15 protein-coding genes are annotated in these 14694 nt (G+C 35.9%); 1 reads left to right on the top strand and 14 read right to left on the bottom strand.

The window, feature by feature from the left end; genetic code table 11:
* Positions 1-6: 6 nt before the first annotated feature.
* The 14 genes from LGB01_00700 to nosZ form a co-directional block, all read right to left on the bottom strand.
* On the bottom strand, positions 7-765 hold the full coding sequence (locus tag LGB01_00700; GenBank protein ID MCB4752745.1) for a phosphatidate cytidylyltransferase: 759 nt from the start codon (positions 763-765) through the stop codon (positions 7-9).
* Positions 766-807: 42 nt separating this feature from the next.
* A complete protein-coding gene (locus tag LGB01_00695) occupies positions 808-2166 on the bottom strand; it encodes an NFACT RNA binding domain-containing protein (GenBank protein MCB4752744.1) in 1359 nt (452 codons plus the stop codon).
* A gap of 209 nt (positions 2167-2375) precedes the next feature.
* On the bottom strand, positions 2376-2897 hold the full coding sequence (locus LGB01_00690; GenBank protein MCB4752743.1) for a PAS domain-containing protein: 522 nt from the start codon (positions 2895-2897) through the stop codon (positions 2376-2378).
* A gap of 82 nt (positions 2898-2979) precedes the next feature.
* Positions 2980-3453 (bottom strand): nitrous oxide reductase accessory protein NosL, encoded by a 474-nt coding sequence (locus LGB01_00685; protein MCB4752742.1) that lies wholly within the window; start codon positions 3451-3453, stop codon positions 2980-2982.
* 20 nt (positions 3454-3473) lie between these two features.
* The gene (locus tag LGB01_00680; GenBank protein MCB4752741.1) at positions 3474-4301 is read right to left on the bottom strand and encodes an ABC transporter permease; all 828 of its coding nucleotides are present in this window, start codon (positions 4299-4301) and stop codon (positions 3474-3476) included.
* Positions 4301-4771, bottom strand: a complete 471-nt coding sequence (locus tag LGB01_00675) for a hypothetical protein (GenBank protein ID MCB4752740.1) — start codon at positions 4769-4771, stop codon at positions 4301-4303. The genes LGB01_00680 and LGB01_00675 overlap by 1 nt, the downstream gene beginning before the upstream one ends.
* Positions 4758-5399 carry an ABC transporter ATP-binding protein gene (locus LGB01_00670; protein MCB4752739.1) on the bottom strand — a complete coding sequence of 214 codons (642 nt, stop codon included), beginning with the start codon at positions 5397-5399 and terminating at the stop codon, positions 4758-4760. Before LGB01_00670 ends, LGB01_00675 begins: the two co-directional genes overlap by 14 nt.
* Positions 5399-6310 carry a NapH/MauN family ferredoxin-type protein gene (locus LGB01_00665; GenBank protein MCB4752738.1) on the bottom strand — a complete coding sequence of 304 codons (912 nt, stop codon included), beginning with the start codon at positions 6308-6310 and terminating at the stop codon, positions 5399-5401. Before LGB01_00665 ends, LGB01_00670 begins: the two co-directional genes overlap by 1 nt.
* A gap of 41 nt (positions 6311-6351) precedes the next feature.
* Positions 6352-6876, bottom strand: a complete 525-nt coding sequence (locus LGB01_00660) for a c-type cytochrome (protein ID MCB4752737.1) — start codon at positions 6874-6876, stop codon at positions 6352-6354.
* Positions 6873-7412, bottom strand: coding sequence for a hypothetical protein (locus tag LGB01_00655; protein ID MCB4752736.1), 540 nt, complete (start codon positions 7410-7412; stop codon positions 6873-6875). Before LGB01_00655 ends, LGB01_00660 begins: the two co-directional genes overlap by 4 nt.
* 31 nt (positions 7413-7443) lie before the next feature.
* Positions 7444-8241 carry a 4Fe-4S dicluster domain-containing protein gene (locus LGB01_00650; GenBank protein MCB4752735.1) on the bottom strand — a complete coding sequence of 266 codons (798 nt, stop codon included), beginning with the start codon at positions 8239-8241 and terminating at the stop codon, positions 7444-7446.
* Positions 8241-9464: a nitrous oxide reductase family maturation protein NosD gene (locus LGB01_00645; protein MCB4752734.1), complete on the bottom strand. Its 1224-nt coding sequence runs from the start codon at positions 9462-9464 to the stop codon at positions 8241-8243. Before LGB01_00645 ends, LGB01_00650 begins: the two co-directional genes overlap by 1 nt.
* Entirely contained in the window at positions 9464-10246 is a 783-nt protein-coding gene (locus tag LGB01_00640) for a cytochrome C (protein ID MCB4752733.1), read from the bottom strand. The genes LGB01_00645 and LGB01_00640 overlap by 1 nt, the downstream gene beginning before the upstream one ends.
* Before the next feature lie 199 nt (positions 10247-10445).
* Positions 10446-13046 carry a Sec-dependent nitrous-oxide reductase gene (gene nosZ / locus LGB01_00635; protein ID MCB4752732.1) on the bottom strand — a complete coding sequence of 867 codons (2601 nt, stop codon included), beginning with the start codon at positions 13044-13046 and terminating at the stop codon, positions 10446-10448.
* 357 nt (positions 13047-13403) lie between these two features.
* Here nosZ and LGB01_00630 point away from each other — a divergent pair, with 357 nt between their 5' ends.
* Entirely contained in the window at positions 13404-14687 is a 1284-nt protein-coding gene (locus LGB01_00630; GenBank protein ID MCB4752731.1) for a 3-isopropylmalate dehydratase large subunit, read from the top strand.
* Positions 14688-14694: the final 7 nt, after the last annotated feature.

Genomic DNA, 14694 nt, shown 5'->3' with positions numbered 1-14694 from the left:
CATTATTTACAAAAATGCTCGAAGTGCTATAACCATCATGGGTGCACCAAAAAGATAGCCATCAATACGATCAAGAATACCACCATGCCCTGGCAATAAATCTCCACTGTCTTTGACTCTCGCCTCACGTTTGAGATAGCTCTCAAAAAGATCACCAAAGACTGAAGCAATAGAAGTTAACAAAGTTACTACAAAAGCAACCCCAAACGGTGCGATGTAGAGTCCCACATAGGTGCCTACCGCTGTAGCAAATACAATACCGCCAATCACCCCTTCAAGGGTCTTGTTTGGGGATGTATCAGAGAACTTGGTATGCCCAATTGCCTTACCAGTAAAAAATGCCATCACATCTGTCAAGGCAACAGTAACTAACAACCAAAACATTGCCTGAATACCAAAATCACTATAAAGAATTAAAAAGAAGAAAATACCACTAACAGGATACATAAATGGCAGGATTAATCGTTTATCAAAATTATGAAAGTAAGCAATAGAGCCTCCAAAGATAATGGCAACAAAATAGAAAAGGTCATCAGGATTAGGATAAAAATAGGCAAAAATCCACAGTAGCACTGCCCAGAAGTAGGCAGAAGAGCCAACAAGCTTAAAGAGTCTCATCGCTTCATAGAATGCAAATATGTAAATAGTACCCAAAAAAGCCCACATTATAAAAAAGTTATCTATCCAACCAATAAAGCCAATTACTACTAGTAGCCCAATACCGGTAAACCAACGCTCTTGATGGTCTGCAAAGATCCTTGTCATCTTCTATCCTTGAATAATATAGAAAATTATACCATAAGGGAGTTAAACCCGTATCTCTACGCCCTCTTTAAGAATAGGAATGGTCTGATACTTATCATACTCAACGCTAGAGCCCTCTTGTATTTTGACAAACTTACGTTTAGTGTGGTCGACAAGATAATTTCCAGGTTGATTGGTTGAAAAATCAACACAAAGTTTGGCCGCAGCATTGAGTACAGAGTCAGGAAGGTTCTGCTTATCAGTACGAATAATAACATGTGAACCAGGGATTTCACGAGTATGCATCCAAATATCATTACCCTTAGCCATCTTAAGAAGTACTTGATTCTCTTTGCTATTACGTCCAACCATTACCTTGTAATCTTCAATCCAGAAGAGTTCCCCCTCTCTAAGCTTCTCTTTTTTACGCTGAGACTTTCCTCGCTTAGGGACAAGAAGTTCCAGTGCATAGGGGGATTTTGCCTGCTTAATAGCACAAAGAATATTCTCATAGAAGTGTTTTTTACTCTCAAGGTTCTCTCTCTCGATATGAATGTTTTTTGCCTTGCTTTTAGCACGCTTTGCAAGATTGAAAAAGTGATCACTGTAACGATTGACTGTAACATTTTTAGGTAGTTTGATGATAATCTCATTGCCCTCAAAATCATTAGTCTTTAGCTTGGTATCATAGGGTTTAATTTGATAGAGATTGGCAAGAATGAGGTTCCCTAATTCTATATTTTTCTGTACTTCTGTTTCCAGCAAAGCTTCATTAGATAGTCTATCAAGTTCTTGTTGTAGCCTGATAATCTTTTTGGTAACAGAAGAAATCTTCTGCTGTTTCATCTCTTCAAGGCGCTTGGCTTGAATAACTTTGTATCGCTCCTCCAGAATAAAATCAATATCTATTGTTTGTTCTCTACTGTCTATTTCTTGCTTTTTGCTTTCCCCTCTTGGCGGAATAGGAAGAAGTTCAATTCCTGGGCGCACCACACGAAAAGAGCTTTCACTGTCAATATGGCGAAGTGCTTCGATAATCACCTCGTTTTCATCAAGAAGTATAGCATTAGTATTCTTGCCTGTAAACTCCAATTGCAAGGTAACTGCTTTGTCTTTATAGGTACTTTTGGGGGCAATTTTAATACGCAATATACGATCATTTTCTGGTACAGAAACTTCTAGCAACCTACTTGCTGCCAGTAAAGAATGGAGCAGGGTATCAAAAGGGGCACTATAGCCCTGAAGTGGTCTTTGGCTAGATGCCTTGTAGACAAAGCTATGACCGCGTGTCATATTAAAAAAGTAGCTTTGATCTTTATTGAAAACAAGTTCAACGATATTATCTTCTATGCGTCTAGCACGAGAAAGGTAGGTAAAATTATTAAGGCGTTTGGAAATAGCTTGAAGTTCTTTGAGTTTCATAGATTATAGTGTTGGTAGAATATTGATTTATTTAGCATAAATACAATATTCCATAATAGCTTTCTCTTTTTGTATTTGAGTCAAGACATGATATGGCATTCAATACTTTTCTTGACTTACTATACTTTATCATAGGCATCATTCTTTTATCCTTATGATTGCAGTTATATATCAAAAACACTACTATAGATTAATAAATCCAAGTTAACCTAATAGAGGTGGTGTATCTCTTCAAGCATATTGTCTACGGTAATATCATCTCCATGAGACTTCAAAAAATTATTTAAGTACTTCTCTGATGCTTCCATGCCACCTTCTTTTTCTACTTCTACCAGTTTTTTGTAGATTGGGTTTAGTATATCGGCAACATGTTTGGAAATCTTCTTGCGTGATGCTTTGTATCCTATTGGGTTTTCCTGTTCATCTTTGAGTATTTCAAAATCGGTAAAGACCCAATAGTATTTCCCATCTTTGGCAAGATTTTTAATTGCTGCGACAAAATTCTGTCCATTTTGGATACGATCCCAAAGTATCTTATAGAGAATACATGGCATATCGGGATGACGAACAATATTATGAGGTTGCCCAATAAGTTCATCTTCTCTATAGCGTGAAATCTCTGCAAAATAATCATTAACATAGGTAATCACCCCTTTTAGATCAGTATCGCTTTCAATATAAACATTATTTTTTAGTATGATCTCTTCATTAATGGGTTCTGGTTGTTTCATTATTCTTTCCTTTTTTGGAATACCGTTAACTTAACTACTTTGATATAAGAACAGAAAATATATAGTTATCTATTTGGCAATATCACATATCCAAATATCTTATCAATCCTTTGCTTAAACGAGAGAATGGGAGTATCTTAGTGCCGCCATGCTTGAGCTTGAAAAGTTTTGCATTTTGCTGAGAAACAAAAGGAATCAAATCATCCCCATGGGGACCAACAACTCTACTTCCAAAAAGATAGAAAGCCTTGTTCGCCTCTATTTTCTTTCCATTAAGAAAATCTTTGATATAGAGCTTATCGATATCATCCAAAAGTAAACTATTCTTTTTAAAATATGACTGATGCCAATAGACCTGCATCATCGACTTGACAGAAACAAAAAATGCTTTTTGTCTACTTTTAAGTATAGCTTCACATTGCCACTTTGAATCCTCTTTCAATGGGATCTGATAGACAGGGTCAAGTTGCTGCTTTAGCACCATAATCTTTCCATTAAAGGGTTCTTGTGCGTAAAATAGTCCTAAAAGTGACGTAAGAATAAGTAGTATTTTCATGACCACTCCTTTATTTATATTTACAAAAGGTCTGTTTTTCTAAAAGCAAGATAGCCCATATATGCCAACAATAATCCTATAGCAATAGGGTAGACAAGGGCATAGACTATCAGCCATACTGGTCCTAAAGTATCTAGAAGATAGTATGCTACAGGGCCAATAACAGTTAACTCGGGATCAAACAAAGAGATTGCCCCTATACGAAATATCTCTATTGGATTGAGCATTGCCAATACAATAATTAGCTCATCGCTTACTCTATTCTGCAACATTAATCCCATCAGTGCAATATCAATGAATGCTAGCATTGCAATCCATACAATGAAGGAACTTCCCAATGCCACATCGGTTGACTTTAATAATGCAGAAAGGAAAAATGCTAATCCTAAAAAGACAAAACTAAGGGAAAAGAGTAAAGCCGAATAGAGAAAAACCATACGCCAAGGCAACTCACCATCTTTAAAAATCCCAAAAGAAACCCCTAACACCAATGCAAGAAAAACTGGTAGAAAAACTGTTAAAAAGCGTCCTAGCATCTTACCCCAATAGTAGTCTCTCAATGATACAGGAAATGAAAGCATATACTCAAGCACATTGCTCTCCCTGTCTCCAGAAATTGACCTAACTGTTGTAATTAAAATAAAAATAGGTAAGATAATGATTGTTACTTGGATAAAGATCAAAAGCATTCTACTCAACCCTGTAAACCCCATCACCACAGAATCTGATACCCCAGTAATAAAAAAGAGTGCCATCAAGCCTCCAAAGACTGTAGCATAGACATAAAACCATTTGGAACGTAGAGACTCTTTAATATCCAAATATGCAATTAAAAAAAGATTTTTCATTAAAATGTCTTTACTCTTTTACTATTTTGTATTTCAGTTTTTCTAATCTTCTGTATAATATCTTCCAAGTTGTAGATAGTGACATTTTGTGGTACAGTCTGCTTGGTGTAGGCTGCAAAACCAAATGCCATTGGCGTAATAGCCCCCTCGATATATAATGCTTTTCTTCCATCAACCCATTTGCCTGTTTTAGCATCAGAAATCCAGATAATTGCCTGATCTTTCCATGGAGCCTTTACTCTATCCATCCACAATATAGCACATCCTAGATCATCAAATTTATATACTTTTCTATGCCTTTTATCAATAATTTGTACTGCAAATTTGCGCTCACTAATTGCCATCTTACAGCGTTGACACATATCTCTGTCCCAATGCATTTTTACTGCTGTACCAATCTGTTTTTTTTCGCATCCATTAAATAGGATTATCAAAAACAATAAAGAAACCAATAGACTATATTTTTTCATCTTCTACCACCTTTCCAAGATCTATGTATATCTTTCTGTTAACCAACCTCTCTATTTCGTCCAGTCTATGTGTAATAAAAAGTGTTGAGCAGTGTATATCAATTTCAGCTAGCAGCTCATAAAAAATATTTCTGCCTTTTGGGTCAAGATTGGCTGTCGGTTCATCAAAAATTAGCAAGTCACTCTTTTTTGACAATGCAATAGCAATCAAAAGCTTCTGCTTCATGCCTCCTGAAAGCTTGAAAAATGGTTTATTTAACTGTTTAGTAAGATCTAAATCTAAACGATCAGACTCTTTATATATCTTCTTTTTGGAAATACCAGTACTTTTTTCTATATACATCAATAATTCATTAATACTCAGTTTCACAGGTGGAGGCAGCTGTGGTATAAAGCTGATATGATTCAAAACATCTACTCTATTTTTTACAGGATCGCATCCTCTAACCTTAATCTCTCCACTATCAATATGGTAAAAGCCTAGTATCGCACGCACCAAAGTAGTTTTACCTGCACCATTGGGTCCCATCATGGCAATACGGTCTCCACTATCAATATGAAACGTTACATCGTTAAGTACTTTTGTATCCATAAATTTTTTACTTACATGCTTTATATCTACTAGCATTAAACAAAATCCTTCAGTCTAAATTCATAATGATACGCATCGGTGTGGCAAACATCAAAACATCTACCACACAATGTACAATCACCATTAATAACTAACTGCTTTTCTACCCCTTTTTGGGTACGCTCCTTGTCATATTTTGGTTTAATAAACTCAAGAACATGATCCTCAAAACATACATTCAAACATGCACCACAATGATCACACTTGTTCATGTCCCACTGTACTTTTGTCATACTAGCCCAACCAATCAAGTTGTAAGTGGTACCTACTGGACAAACATATTTACACCATGCACGTCGAGAGTAAAATATTTCAATCAATAAAATTACAAGTACCCAAACTATGGCCAAGCTCCAACCATAGGTAATTACACGACTCAAATACCCAATAGGGTTGATTACCTCAAAGACAAGATACCCATCTATAATTGCAGCTACCAAAAAAATTACCCAAAAGATAAACCGTACATTGGGGTTAAATTTATGCCCTTTAATAGTTTTCTTTCGTACAAGTATCTGGTGAATACGTTCACCTATTTCACTTAAAAAACCATAGGGGCAAACCCATGCACAATAGGCTTTTCCTCCTACCAAAAAATAGAATATAATTAATGTCATACTGCCGATAATTACATTGATATGAAAATGATACTCTGCTGCAAATATCTCCAATGCAGTAAATGGATCAATTAAGTGAAACCCTAGGAGTCTTGAACCGTTCAAGGTACCTTCCAATACTTGCATGTCTACATGAAAAGAGAGAAAAAATAGAAAATTAATAACAAAGATACTCAACCATCTCCATGCCCTAATTGTCAGTCTGTATTTTCCATTACAATTTTTATAATAGAGTGTACTTAAAAAAGGTGCATCAATAAGTTTTTTTACACTACTGTTATATTTGTCCATCATCTATCCTTTTATGGTGCAGACTTTTGCTTGCTTACTACTTATTGCTGTTCTTTTAGTTTACTAGCAAATAAACCAATCTCATCAGAAAGGATTTTAAGTTCTTCCTCGTCCATCTTACTTAACAATCCATACATCACATAATTCTTTCTTTTTCCTGATTTAAAATCACTTAGGGCTTGATAGATATCCTTGGCACTCTTTCCAATTAATTTTGGTCCAATAATTCCTTCTCCATTGACACCATGACATGATGCACATTTCTGTTTATAGAGCGAACTTACCTTGAATGCTGTCACATTTCCTGCTTTATTTTTTAATGCTTGTAGCTTCTCATCAAGTTCTTTTTGTTTCTTTTTCTGCCCTTCTTCGGAACTTATTTCCATCTGTTCTTCTATAGGTTTCTGAACAATAGGCTGACTGTTATCCAATTTTATTGTTACTTTAGATTTTGCAATTACCTTTTGAATCTCCTCCCATTTGTTTACCTCTTTATCTGATTGATAGATCAAATACATTCCCCATAATGCTACCATAGTTATAATCACTGCAATTATATGTTTCATTTTCTTTTACTCCTCATTTCCTGAATTTGTCTGTTAAACCTCTCTATCTCTTGGGCAATTGCCTTAAGCCTATTTTCTCCTATACGACTTACAAGTTCCTTCATCAGAGGATTTTCTTTCTTTCCTGTTTTAAATGCAATAATCTGATCATAAATATAGCTGGCATTCTTATCAAGCAATGCTGGACCTATAACCCCGTTGGCATAGTCATCATGACAAGCAGAGCATAAAAGACGGTAATCAGGGCTCAGCTGCTGTATCATTAGTGTAACTTGTACTCGCTCATAGGGTGAACGTATTTCCCGATAGGCATCCAGTGTCGTCCGTACTTTAGAATTTTCTGCGTTATACTTATCTTTTTTTTTCTCTTTATTGTAAGAGTAATAGAACTGCCCACTGTTCTCTTTGTTTTTTGTCTCTTTCTTGAGTGGCCCAACTACATTTTCTGTTACAATGATTCTACTACTATTTTGTTGTACTACTTTAAGCTCATCTACCTTATTCTTCTCTTCACATCCCATAAAAAGTACTACCATCCCTATCCATAAGAAGAATATATTTGTATTCCTATACATGCTGTTTGCCTTTTTGATAAATATCTTCATAGCTGGCATATGGAAGAATCTGTAGTACTTTTGTAGGACACAATTCAACACAAGCACCACAACCAACACAAGCTTCACGTATTTCAGGAAAGAGCCCTCCCTCTTTGGAAATCATTCCAATTGCTTGTGTGGGATCGGGACGATAGGGACAGAGATCTGCACACAGCGCACAAGGCTTTCCTATCTCTTGATCAAGTTGTTGTAAAAGTTCTTTTTGAAGTTTAACCTTTTCGGGATCATCTAGATGAATGACTGCTTTTCTATTTTGCCTCTCTTCTTCAGAAATTACATAAGTATGATTATAAATTTTATCTACCATCTCTTTGGTTATTGGTTTTTTATCTAGGGCTAAGCAAGCACTTTCATTCACCACAATTGCCATTCCCATATGTACTTTTTCAAGTACATTGGCTTCATGGTCTAGTGCTCCAGTAGGGCAAGCAAGTACACAAGGAAAGGCTTCACAAAGATAACATCCTCTTTGAAGTGGATCGACATAGGCAGTACCTACTCCTGCTTTTCCATCAATATCCTCCAGTTTAATTGAATCATAGGGGCAAACCTGCAAACACTGTCCACACTTGATACACATTGCTAAAAAATGATCCTCTTTTACTGCACCGGGTGGACGAAGTTTTCCTTCACTTCTCGTAAAATCTTTTGCTACATAGATTCCACCGGTAGCAGCAAGACCCAAAACTCCTAGCCCTGCAATCTGCTGCATAAAGTATCGTCTTTGTTTCTCTTTTATCCCTTTCATTATACTTCCCCTTCATACATTTTAGGATGTTTATCGCTTATCAGTAAAGTTGGTTCAGAAAATGGAGCAAGTTTTGCAAGAAAATTCAAAATAGAGATTACTGGTGAACCATAAAAGAATTTAATATTAGGATTAAGAAGCCATACTTTATCTGCATAGGCATAATAACGATAAGAAGTGTCTCCCATTCCATCATTATTTTTATCAAATCCTTCATAATCATCCCAAAAATTACTATCAAATAAATTTTTATCTATCTTGGTATTATAAGAGTCATTGACTACATGTTCAATATTTCCTTTAAAGATATTTCCTTTAAAGATATTATGTAAACTCAAAGAGTGAAAATGTATCCCTTCACTGTTGTAGATAATCCTATTATTTTCTATAGTGTTGACTGTATCAGGTTCATAGGGAGATCGATCAATAAACAGACCTCTAGCACAATAGATAATTGTATTGTCTTTGAGTACAAAATTACTAGCATCCTTCATACCAATACCCAGTCCTGTAGTACCCAAAGAGTTTTGGATAAGATTTCCTATTGCAATAGAGTCTTGAGAGTACATAAAAAAGATACCTACAGAGTTATGTTTATAGACATTATTCTTGACAATATTCTTTCCTGTATACATAAAATGTAGAGAGTATCTTCCATATTCTCCCTTATTATTCTCTATCAAGTTTCCATGCGAGTACCATACAACAAAATCTCTAGAACGATAGAGATAGTTTTTGTTTAGATGATTATCATTACTATACCATAGGCGTATTCCATCTCCTCTAAGCCCAAGGTCAAATGGTTTTGACTCAATATAATTTCCACTAATCTCTGACCTGTTGACCTGTTCCATATCAATACCAAAAAGTGTATCTACTATTTTACAATTTTCAATATGACATTGCTCTACATGCTTCAATGCCACTCCTGCATCAACCCGCTCATGTGCTTCACCACTATGGCGAATCGTAAGATTCTTTAAGCTCACCCCTGAACTCAAAATCGTAATAACTGTACCATTCCCATCGCCTTCTATAATCGCATTTTGATCTTTTCCATCTAAGATTAATGGTTTATTTATGATGATATTTCCCTTATATATCCCTGAGGGAAGGTCAAGCTTTGATCCAGGTTTTGCCTGATCAATTACCTCCTGCAATATACTTTTTTGTGAAAAAACCGGTAAAATAAATACTAGTAAAGATAAAAGTATTCTGAGCATTAAGCTTCTTTTATACTTTTTTGATATTTTTGTTTTGATACCAAGGCCAAGATACTTAAGATGCTAAGGGCTACCAATAGCCAAAAACCAATTGCAGGATAGGAGTGTGTAGTAAATTGTGCCACCTTACCATCTCCAAATACTGTAGGTGTAAATGGTTTAATTTTAAAGGCTCCCCATTCATGCATATGGTGACCAAACCAATAGAGCCAATAGGAGTAGAATCCTATAAAAACAATTGGCAATACTATAGGAATTAACATCAAAATATTAAAGAATCGGATACTGTATATCATAAACATTACAATTATCCATGCTACAAAAATTAATGCATAGGGTGCCAGCATACGTAGGTATGGGGCGCCTCTCTTCATGGGATCCATACCAATATAATGGTTAATCGTATTCATCTCATGAACATCTCCAGAAAAGCCATCAAAATGATAAAAGACGGGAATTCCTTCCGGAAATGCATCTTTTGGATAATTTGGTGCTTCTAAAGAGACATACCAAAGTGGAGCAGTCACTACATTAAGCTCCATATCATCTTGAATCATTTTTTGAAGGTTGTTGGCATCCTCTTTTGGGATATTGGGGGAAACATAACGTCCCTTTTGATAATAGTCCCATACTTTGACAGTAAGGTCAGAGACCTGATATCCTTTGCCATGGTGTCCCATCTCCACTACATTATGGGTCAATACTGCTGGAATCACAAACCAATACAGCAATACTCCCAAAGCCAATAACGCAAAAATTCTTGATTTAGTCAAAGAACTCATATTTTATCCTTTCATCATTATTTACAAGCATACTATACAATTGCCTATAAATCTATCAAGCCCTATTTATTCTACTGCAAAAGAGTCTTTGGGCTCTTGACAAACATCAATCTTAGTTATATTCATGAGTAAATACGATTTTAAAAAAATTTATGGGGAACATGAAGGGAATTTCATTCCCTTCACTATTTAAGATAGATTAGAAAAGATTGGCATTCTCGTCAATCCATTTAAGATATTCAATGATATCATCGGTCTGTTTCTCTGTCATACCCTGATTGGGCATACGAAGATTAAAGTAGTTGACCATCGATTTAATATAGTCATTATCATACATATTCTCAGGATGCATAATCCACTCTTTGACCCACTTTTCACCATTTTCATGTCTTTGCAACACTCCTGTTAAATCAGGACCTGAAGAGACTTTTCCAATAACATGACATCCGTTACAGCCACCTTCAAGATAAGCTTCTTCACCTCTTTTTGCTGCTTCGCTCATTGGTTTAGCAACTTTCTTAACCAATAGATCTTTTGCCCTAATTCCAACATCAGCAGTTTTTACCATATATTGCCAAATCATATTTTCAAAAAGGATTGCTTTATTGATATTGCCAGACTTAAGTGCTTTATCTGCTTTTTGTTTTTGTCCTTTAATCTTACCATACTGATCAAGTGCATCTTCCACTAATGCTTTAACTGTTGGATATTTTTCATAATGATTCTCTTTAAGAAACTTTACTACACTTTGAATCACTTTATCTGTAGCATTATTCACTGCTACAGTCTGCTCATACTCTTTTTTAAGTTGCTTGGGACTCATTTTTGCCATTTTTAGCTTTTTTGCTGCAGTATATTTCTTATTCGGGTCTTTAACCAAAAGATATCCCATCATCTCTAGGTGTAATGCAGAACAGAACTCTGTACAATAATATGGGAAAACACCTTCTTGGTCTGCTTTAAATGATACAGCAACCGTTTTACCTGGCTCAAGTGATGTATGAACATTATATTGGTCTACTGTAAACCCATGCGTTTCATCTTCTGCACGCTCTAGATTTGTCAAATAGAATGTAACGATATCACCCTTATTGACCGTTACATGTTCAGGGTTAATATGTGAGCGTACAACTGTACCATAGATATAGACATGGTTTCCTTTTCTAACAATCTTCTCTTGACCTGCAAGTGTTTTACCTTTATGGGGCTTTCCAGTAAAGGCATTGGTACCCATCTTATACCGTACATGTGTATGCAACTTATCTGCTCGAATTGCTACAGCCTGATGTGGTTCACCTAAAGGTATTGGCATATCATAAAGCAGTTGCATTTTCTTGCCTCTAATATCGATAAGTTGATGATTCTGAGGATGTAGAGGACCAATCTCGTTAAATCTATCAATTGCCAATTTATTCAATGCAATAATATAGTCCCCTTGGGGATCTGCTGATTTCCCCTCCATACCACAGAGGTGACCAATGTTATAGTTTACATTCTGTCTATCTTCTACTTTACATGTTTTATAATTCCATTTGACAACTTGTGAGTCCACATACAAAGAGGTATATATTTCACCATTTTTCCAGTTCTTTCCATACTGGTTATGTAGTGGTCCAAGACCAAGTTCTGCCTGACAATGTGTTGTTTTCTTTAAATCAAGAATTGGTATGCCATAAGGATCTTTCCCCGCATACTTTTTATTTTTGATTGCATTCATCAGCTTTTTAAAGTCATAAACCGTTGCATGTGTATCAAGTTTACCACATACTACAATATATCTTCCATCAGGAGATACGTCTACACCATGAGGTGATTTGGGTTCAGGCACAAGGAAAAGCGCATTATTTTTAATCGCCACATCCATAGGAATTACACGATGACCATTGATAATCTTAACATTTTTATCATCCTTTGCAAGCTTAGCTAATTTTTTCCAATTATACATATGTAAAAAATCTGTATCATTACGACTTGTTCCTGCCTCAAACGGAGGAAGCCCCTTCTCAATACCTCCTGTGTACATCTCAGAGTTGAAAGAGTTGGTAAATCCCCAACCATTACTCATTGCTTTACCTGCATCTGAAAGATCCTGCATATAAGGAGGCATTTCTATTGTAAAAGACTTTTCTGGGATAATTTTCCCTTTTTTATGATCAAACTTCCATACAGTTACACCACCCCTGTATGTCTCCTTATACTCTTCAATTGGATGATAATTATTATCAAGTGGTGCACCATATTGGCATGCTTCAAGAATATACTCTGAATTGGGTGTAAAAAATGATCCCCCATGCTCAGACTTGAAGACTGGGTTAACCACAATTTGCTTAGTAACAAAGTCACTCAGGTCAATTACTGCAATTCTGGGGTTAGCTTTATCATTAATTACTAACCATTTTCCATCATATTTTCCATTGGTTTCTGAAATAGCTGGGTGGTGCGTATCTCCCCATGTAATTTTCTTACCTCTAATATTTCCTTGAGCAAGTACCTTCTTAGTATCATCATCAAACCCCCATCCCTGCCAAGGTTCTGGTGTAAAGACACCAATATACTTTAAAATCCTCATTGAAGGCACACCATAGACCATAATCTGACCAGACTGTCCCCCTGAACTAAAGACGATATACTTGTCTCTTCCTCCACTAGGAGTATATGTCTTTGCGGCTGCAAGCATATCTACCTGTGTCAATCCTCTCTTTTTCATTACGTCATCCAAGGTACCAGAGCCAAAAAGTATAGAAATACTCAATATGGAACCAAGAAATAGCAATATAGTCTTAGTAGCTTTATAACTCATTTCTCCTCCTTTAGAAAATTATACTAATGTAATATAATTTGAATCTTTTGTTTTCTCATCCATATATTCAAGCTATTTACTGTGTAATATATGGCTACGAACTCTTCATTATAACCAATAAGAATAATAAATATAGTTGATCTTAATCAATAATTTAACACTTATTTAATATTTGGATGGAAAAATATTTGTTGAGAAACTCTCATTCATTAAGCGTAAAAAATTTGAAAAAGAGTGGAAAAAAAGGAAATAATATATTTTCTACTTTAATTAAAAAAAGATCAACAACCTTCCATCGGCATAAATATATTTTGCTATAATTCATATAATTTTATGATATGGATTGAAGGATATTTTATGGGACAGACCATTACTGAAAAGATTTTTTCTGAGCATGCAAAATATGATGTTTATGCAGGGGAAATTGTTAGAGTACCAATCGATATGACCATTGGAAACGATATTACTACACCAATCTCCATCAAGGCATTTGAAGAGAGTGGATCAAAAGAACTTGCTAACCCAGATGGTTTCGCTATCGTAATGGATCACTATATTCCAGCAAAAGATATTGCTTCTGCCAACCAAGCAAAAATTAGCCGTGAGTTTGCCTACAAACACAATCTCAAGTATTTCTTTGATGAAAAAGATATGGGAATAGAGCATGCATTGTTGCCCGAAAAAGGGTTGGTTATCCCAGGCGATATAATCATTGGTGCAGACTCGCATACCTGTACACATGGGGCACTTGGTGCCTTTTCAACAGGAATGGGGAGTACTGATATCTCCTTCTCAATTATTACTGGGGGTAATTGGTTTAAAGTACCAGAGTCAATCAGGATTAACCTAGTTGGTAAGCCTGGAAAGCACATTTATGGAAAAGATATTATTCTTGAATTGATTCGTATTCTTGGTGTAGATGGAGCACTCTACAAAGCAATTGAATTTACTGGGGATGGTGTGCAGTATCTTGGTATGGCAGATCGCTTCTCTATGTGTAACATGGCAATTGAGGCAGGAGCCAAAAGTGGTATTTTTGCCATTGATAAGATCTCTCAAAAATACCTTGATGAGCGTACTCAAATCAATGGAAAACTACGTGCCAAACCAAAGATTTATTATTCTGATAAAGATGCAATCTATTCTCAAGAAATTACCATCAATATGGAAAATCTCTCTCCTGTTATTGCCTATCCATTTTTACCAAGTAATGGAAAGCCTATTGAACAGGCAGCTAAAGATAATCTCAAGATTGATCAGGTAATGATTGGAAGTTGTACCAATGGGCGTATTGAAGACCTGCGTATTGCTGCAGAAATTATAAAGGGCAAACGTGTTGCAAAACATACCCGTATGATTATTACCCCTGCTACACAAAAAATCTTACTCCAAGCACAGCATGAGGGACTACTAGATATCCTCATCGAGGCAGGTGCAGTTGTATCTAATCCAACCTGCGGTGCCTGTCTTGGTGGGTATATGGGAATTCTTGGTGACAATGAACGTTGTGTAGCAACAACCAACCGTAATTTTGTTGGTCGTATGGGAGCGAGAACCTCAGAAATATACCTTGCCAACTCTGCTGTGGCCGCAGCATCAGCAATTGCTGGCAAAATTGTTGATCCAAGAAATCTTTCTTAATTTCTTT

It is taken from the genome of Sulfurovum sp., assembly GCA_020525365.1.
Classification (GTDB): domain Bacteria; phylum Campylobacterota; class Campylobacteria; order Campylobacterales; family Sulfurovaceae; genus Sulfurovum.
This window is presented reverse-complemented; position numbering and strand designations above follow the sequence as displayed.

Bases quoted from the DNA above. Each gene is read 5' to 3' on its own strand.
- LGB01_00700 (MCB4752745.1), bottom strand. From the start codon at position 765: ATGACAAGGATCTTTGCAGACCATCAAGAGCGTTGGTTTACCGGTATT.
- LGB01_00695 (MCB4752744.1), bottom strand. From the start codon at position 2,166: ATGAAACTCAAAGAACTTCAAGCTATTTCCAAACGCCTTAATAATTTT.
- LGB01_00690 (MCB4752743.1), bottom strand. From the start codon at position 2,897: ATGAAACAACCAGAACCCATTAATGAAGAGATCATACTAAAAAATAAT.
- LGB01_00685 (MCB4752742.1), bottom strand. From the start codon at position 3,453: ATGAAAATACTACTTATTCTTACGTCACTTTTAGGACTATTTTACGCA.
- LGB01_00680 (MCB4752741.1), bottom strand. From the start codon at position 4,301: ATGAAAAATCTTTTTTTAATTGCATATTTGGATATTAAAGAGTCTCTA.
- LGB01_00675 (MCB4752740.1), bottom strand. From the start codon at position 4,771: ATGAAAAAATATAGTCTATTGGTTTCTTTATTGTTTTTGATAATCCTA.
- LGB01_00670 (MCB4752739.1), bottom strand. From the start codon at position 5,399: ATGCTAGTAGATATAAAGCATGTAAGTAAAAAATTTATGGATACAAAA.
- LGB01_00665 (MCB4752738.1), bottom strand. From the start codon at position 6,310: ATGGACAAATATAACAGTAGTGTAAAAAAACTTATTGATGCACCTTTT.
- LGB01_00660 (MCB4752737.1), bottom strand. From the start codon at position 6,876: ATGAAACATATAATTGCAGTGATTATAACTATGGTAGCATTATGGGGA.
- LGB01_00655 (MCB4752736.1), bottom strand. From the start codon at position 7,412: ATGGTAGTACTTTTTATGGGATGTGAAGAGAAGAATAAGGTAGATGAG.
- LGB01_00650 (MCB4752735.1), bottom strand. From the start codon at position 8,241: ATGAAAGGGATAAAAGAGAAACAAAGACGATACTTTATGCAGCAGATT.
- LGB01_00645 (MCB4752734.1), bottom strand. From the start codon at position 9,464: ATGCTCAGAATACTTTTATCTTTACTAGTATTTATTTTACCGGTTTTT.
- LGB01_00640 (MCB4752733.1), bottom strand. From the start codon at position 10,246: ATGAGTTCTTTGACTAAATCAAGAATTTTTGCGTTATTGGCTTTGGGA.
- nosZ (MCB4752732.1), bottom strand. From the start codon at position 13,046: ATGAGTTATAAAGCTACTAAGACTATATTGCTATTTCTTGGTTCCATA.
- LGB01_00630 (MCB4752731.1), top strand. From the start codon at position 13,404: ATGGGACAGACCATTACTGAAAAGATTTTTTCTGAGCATGCAAAATAT.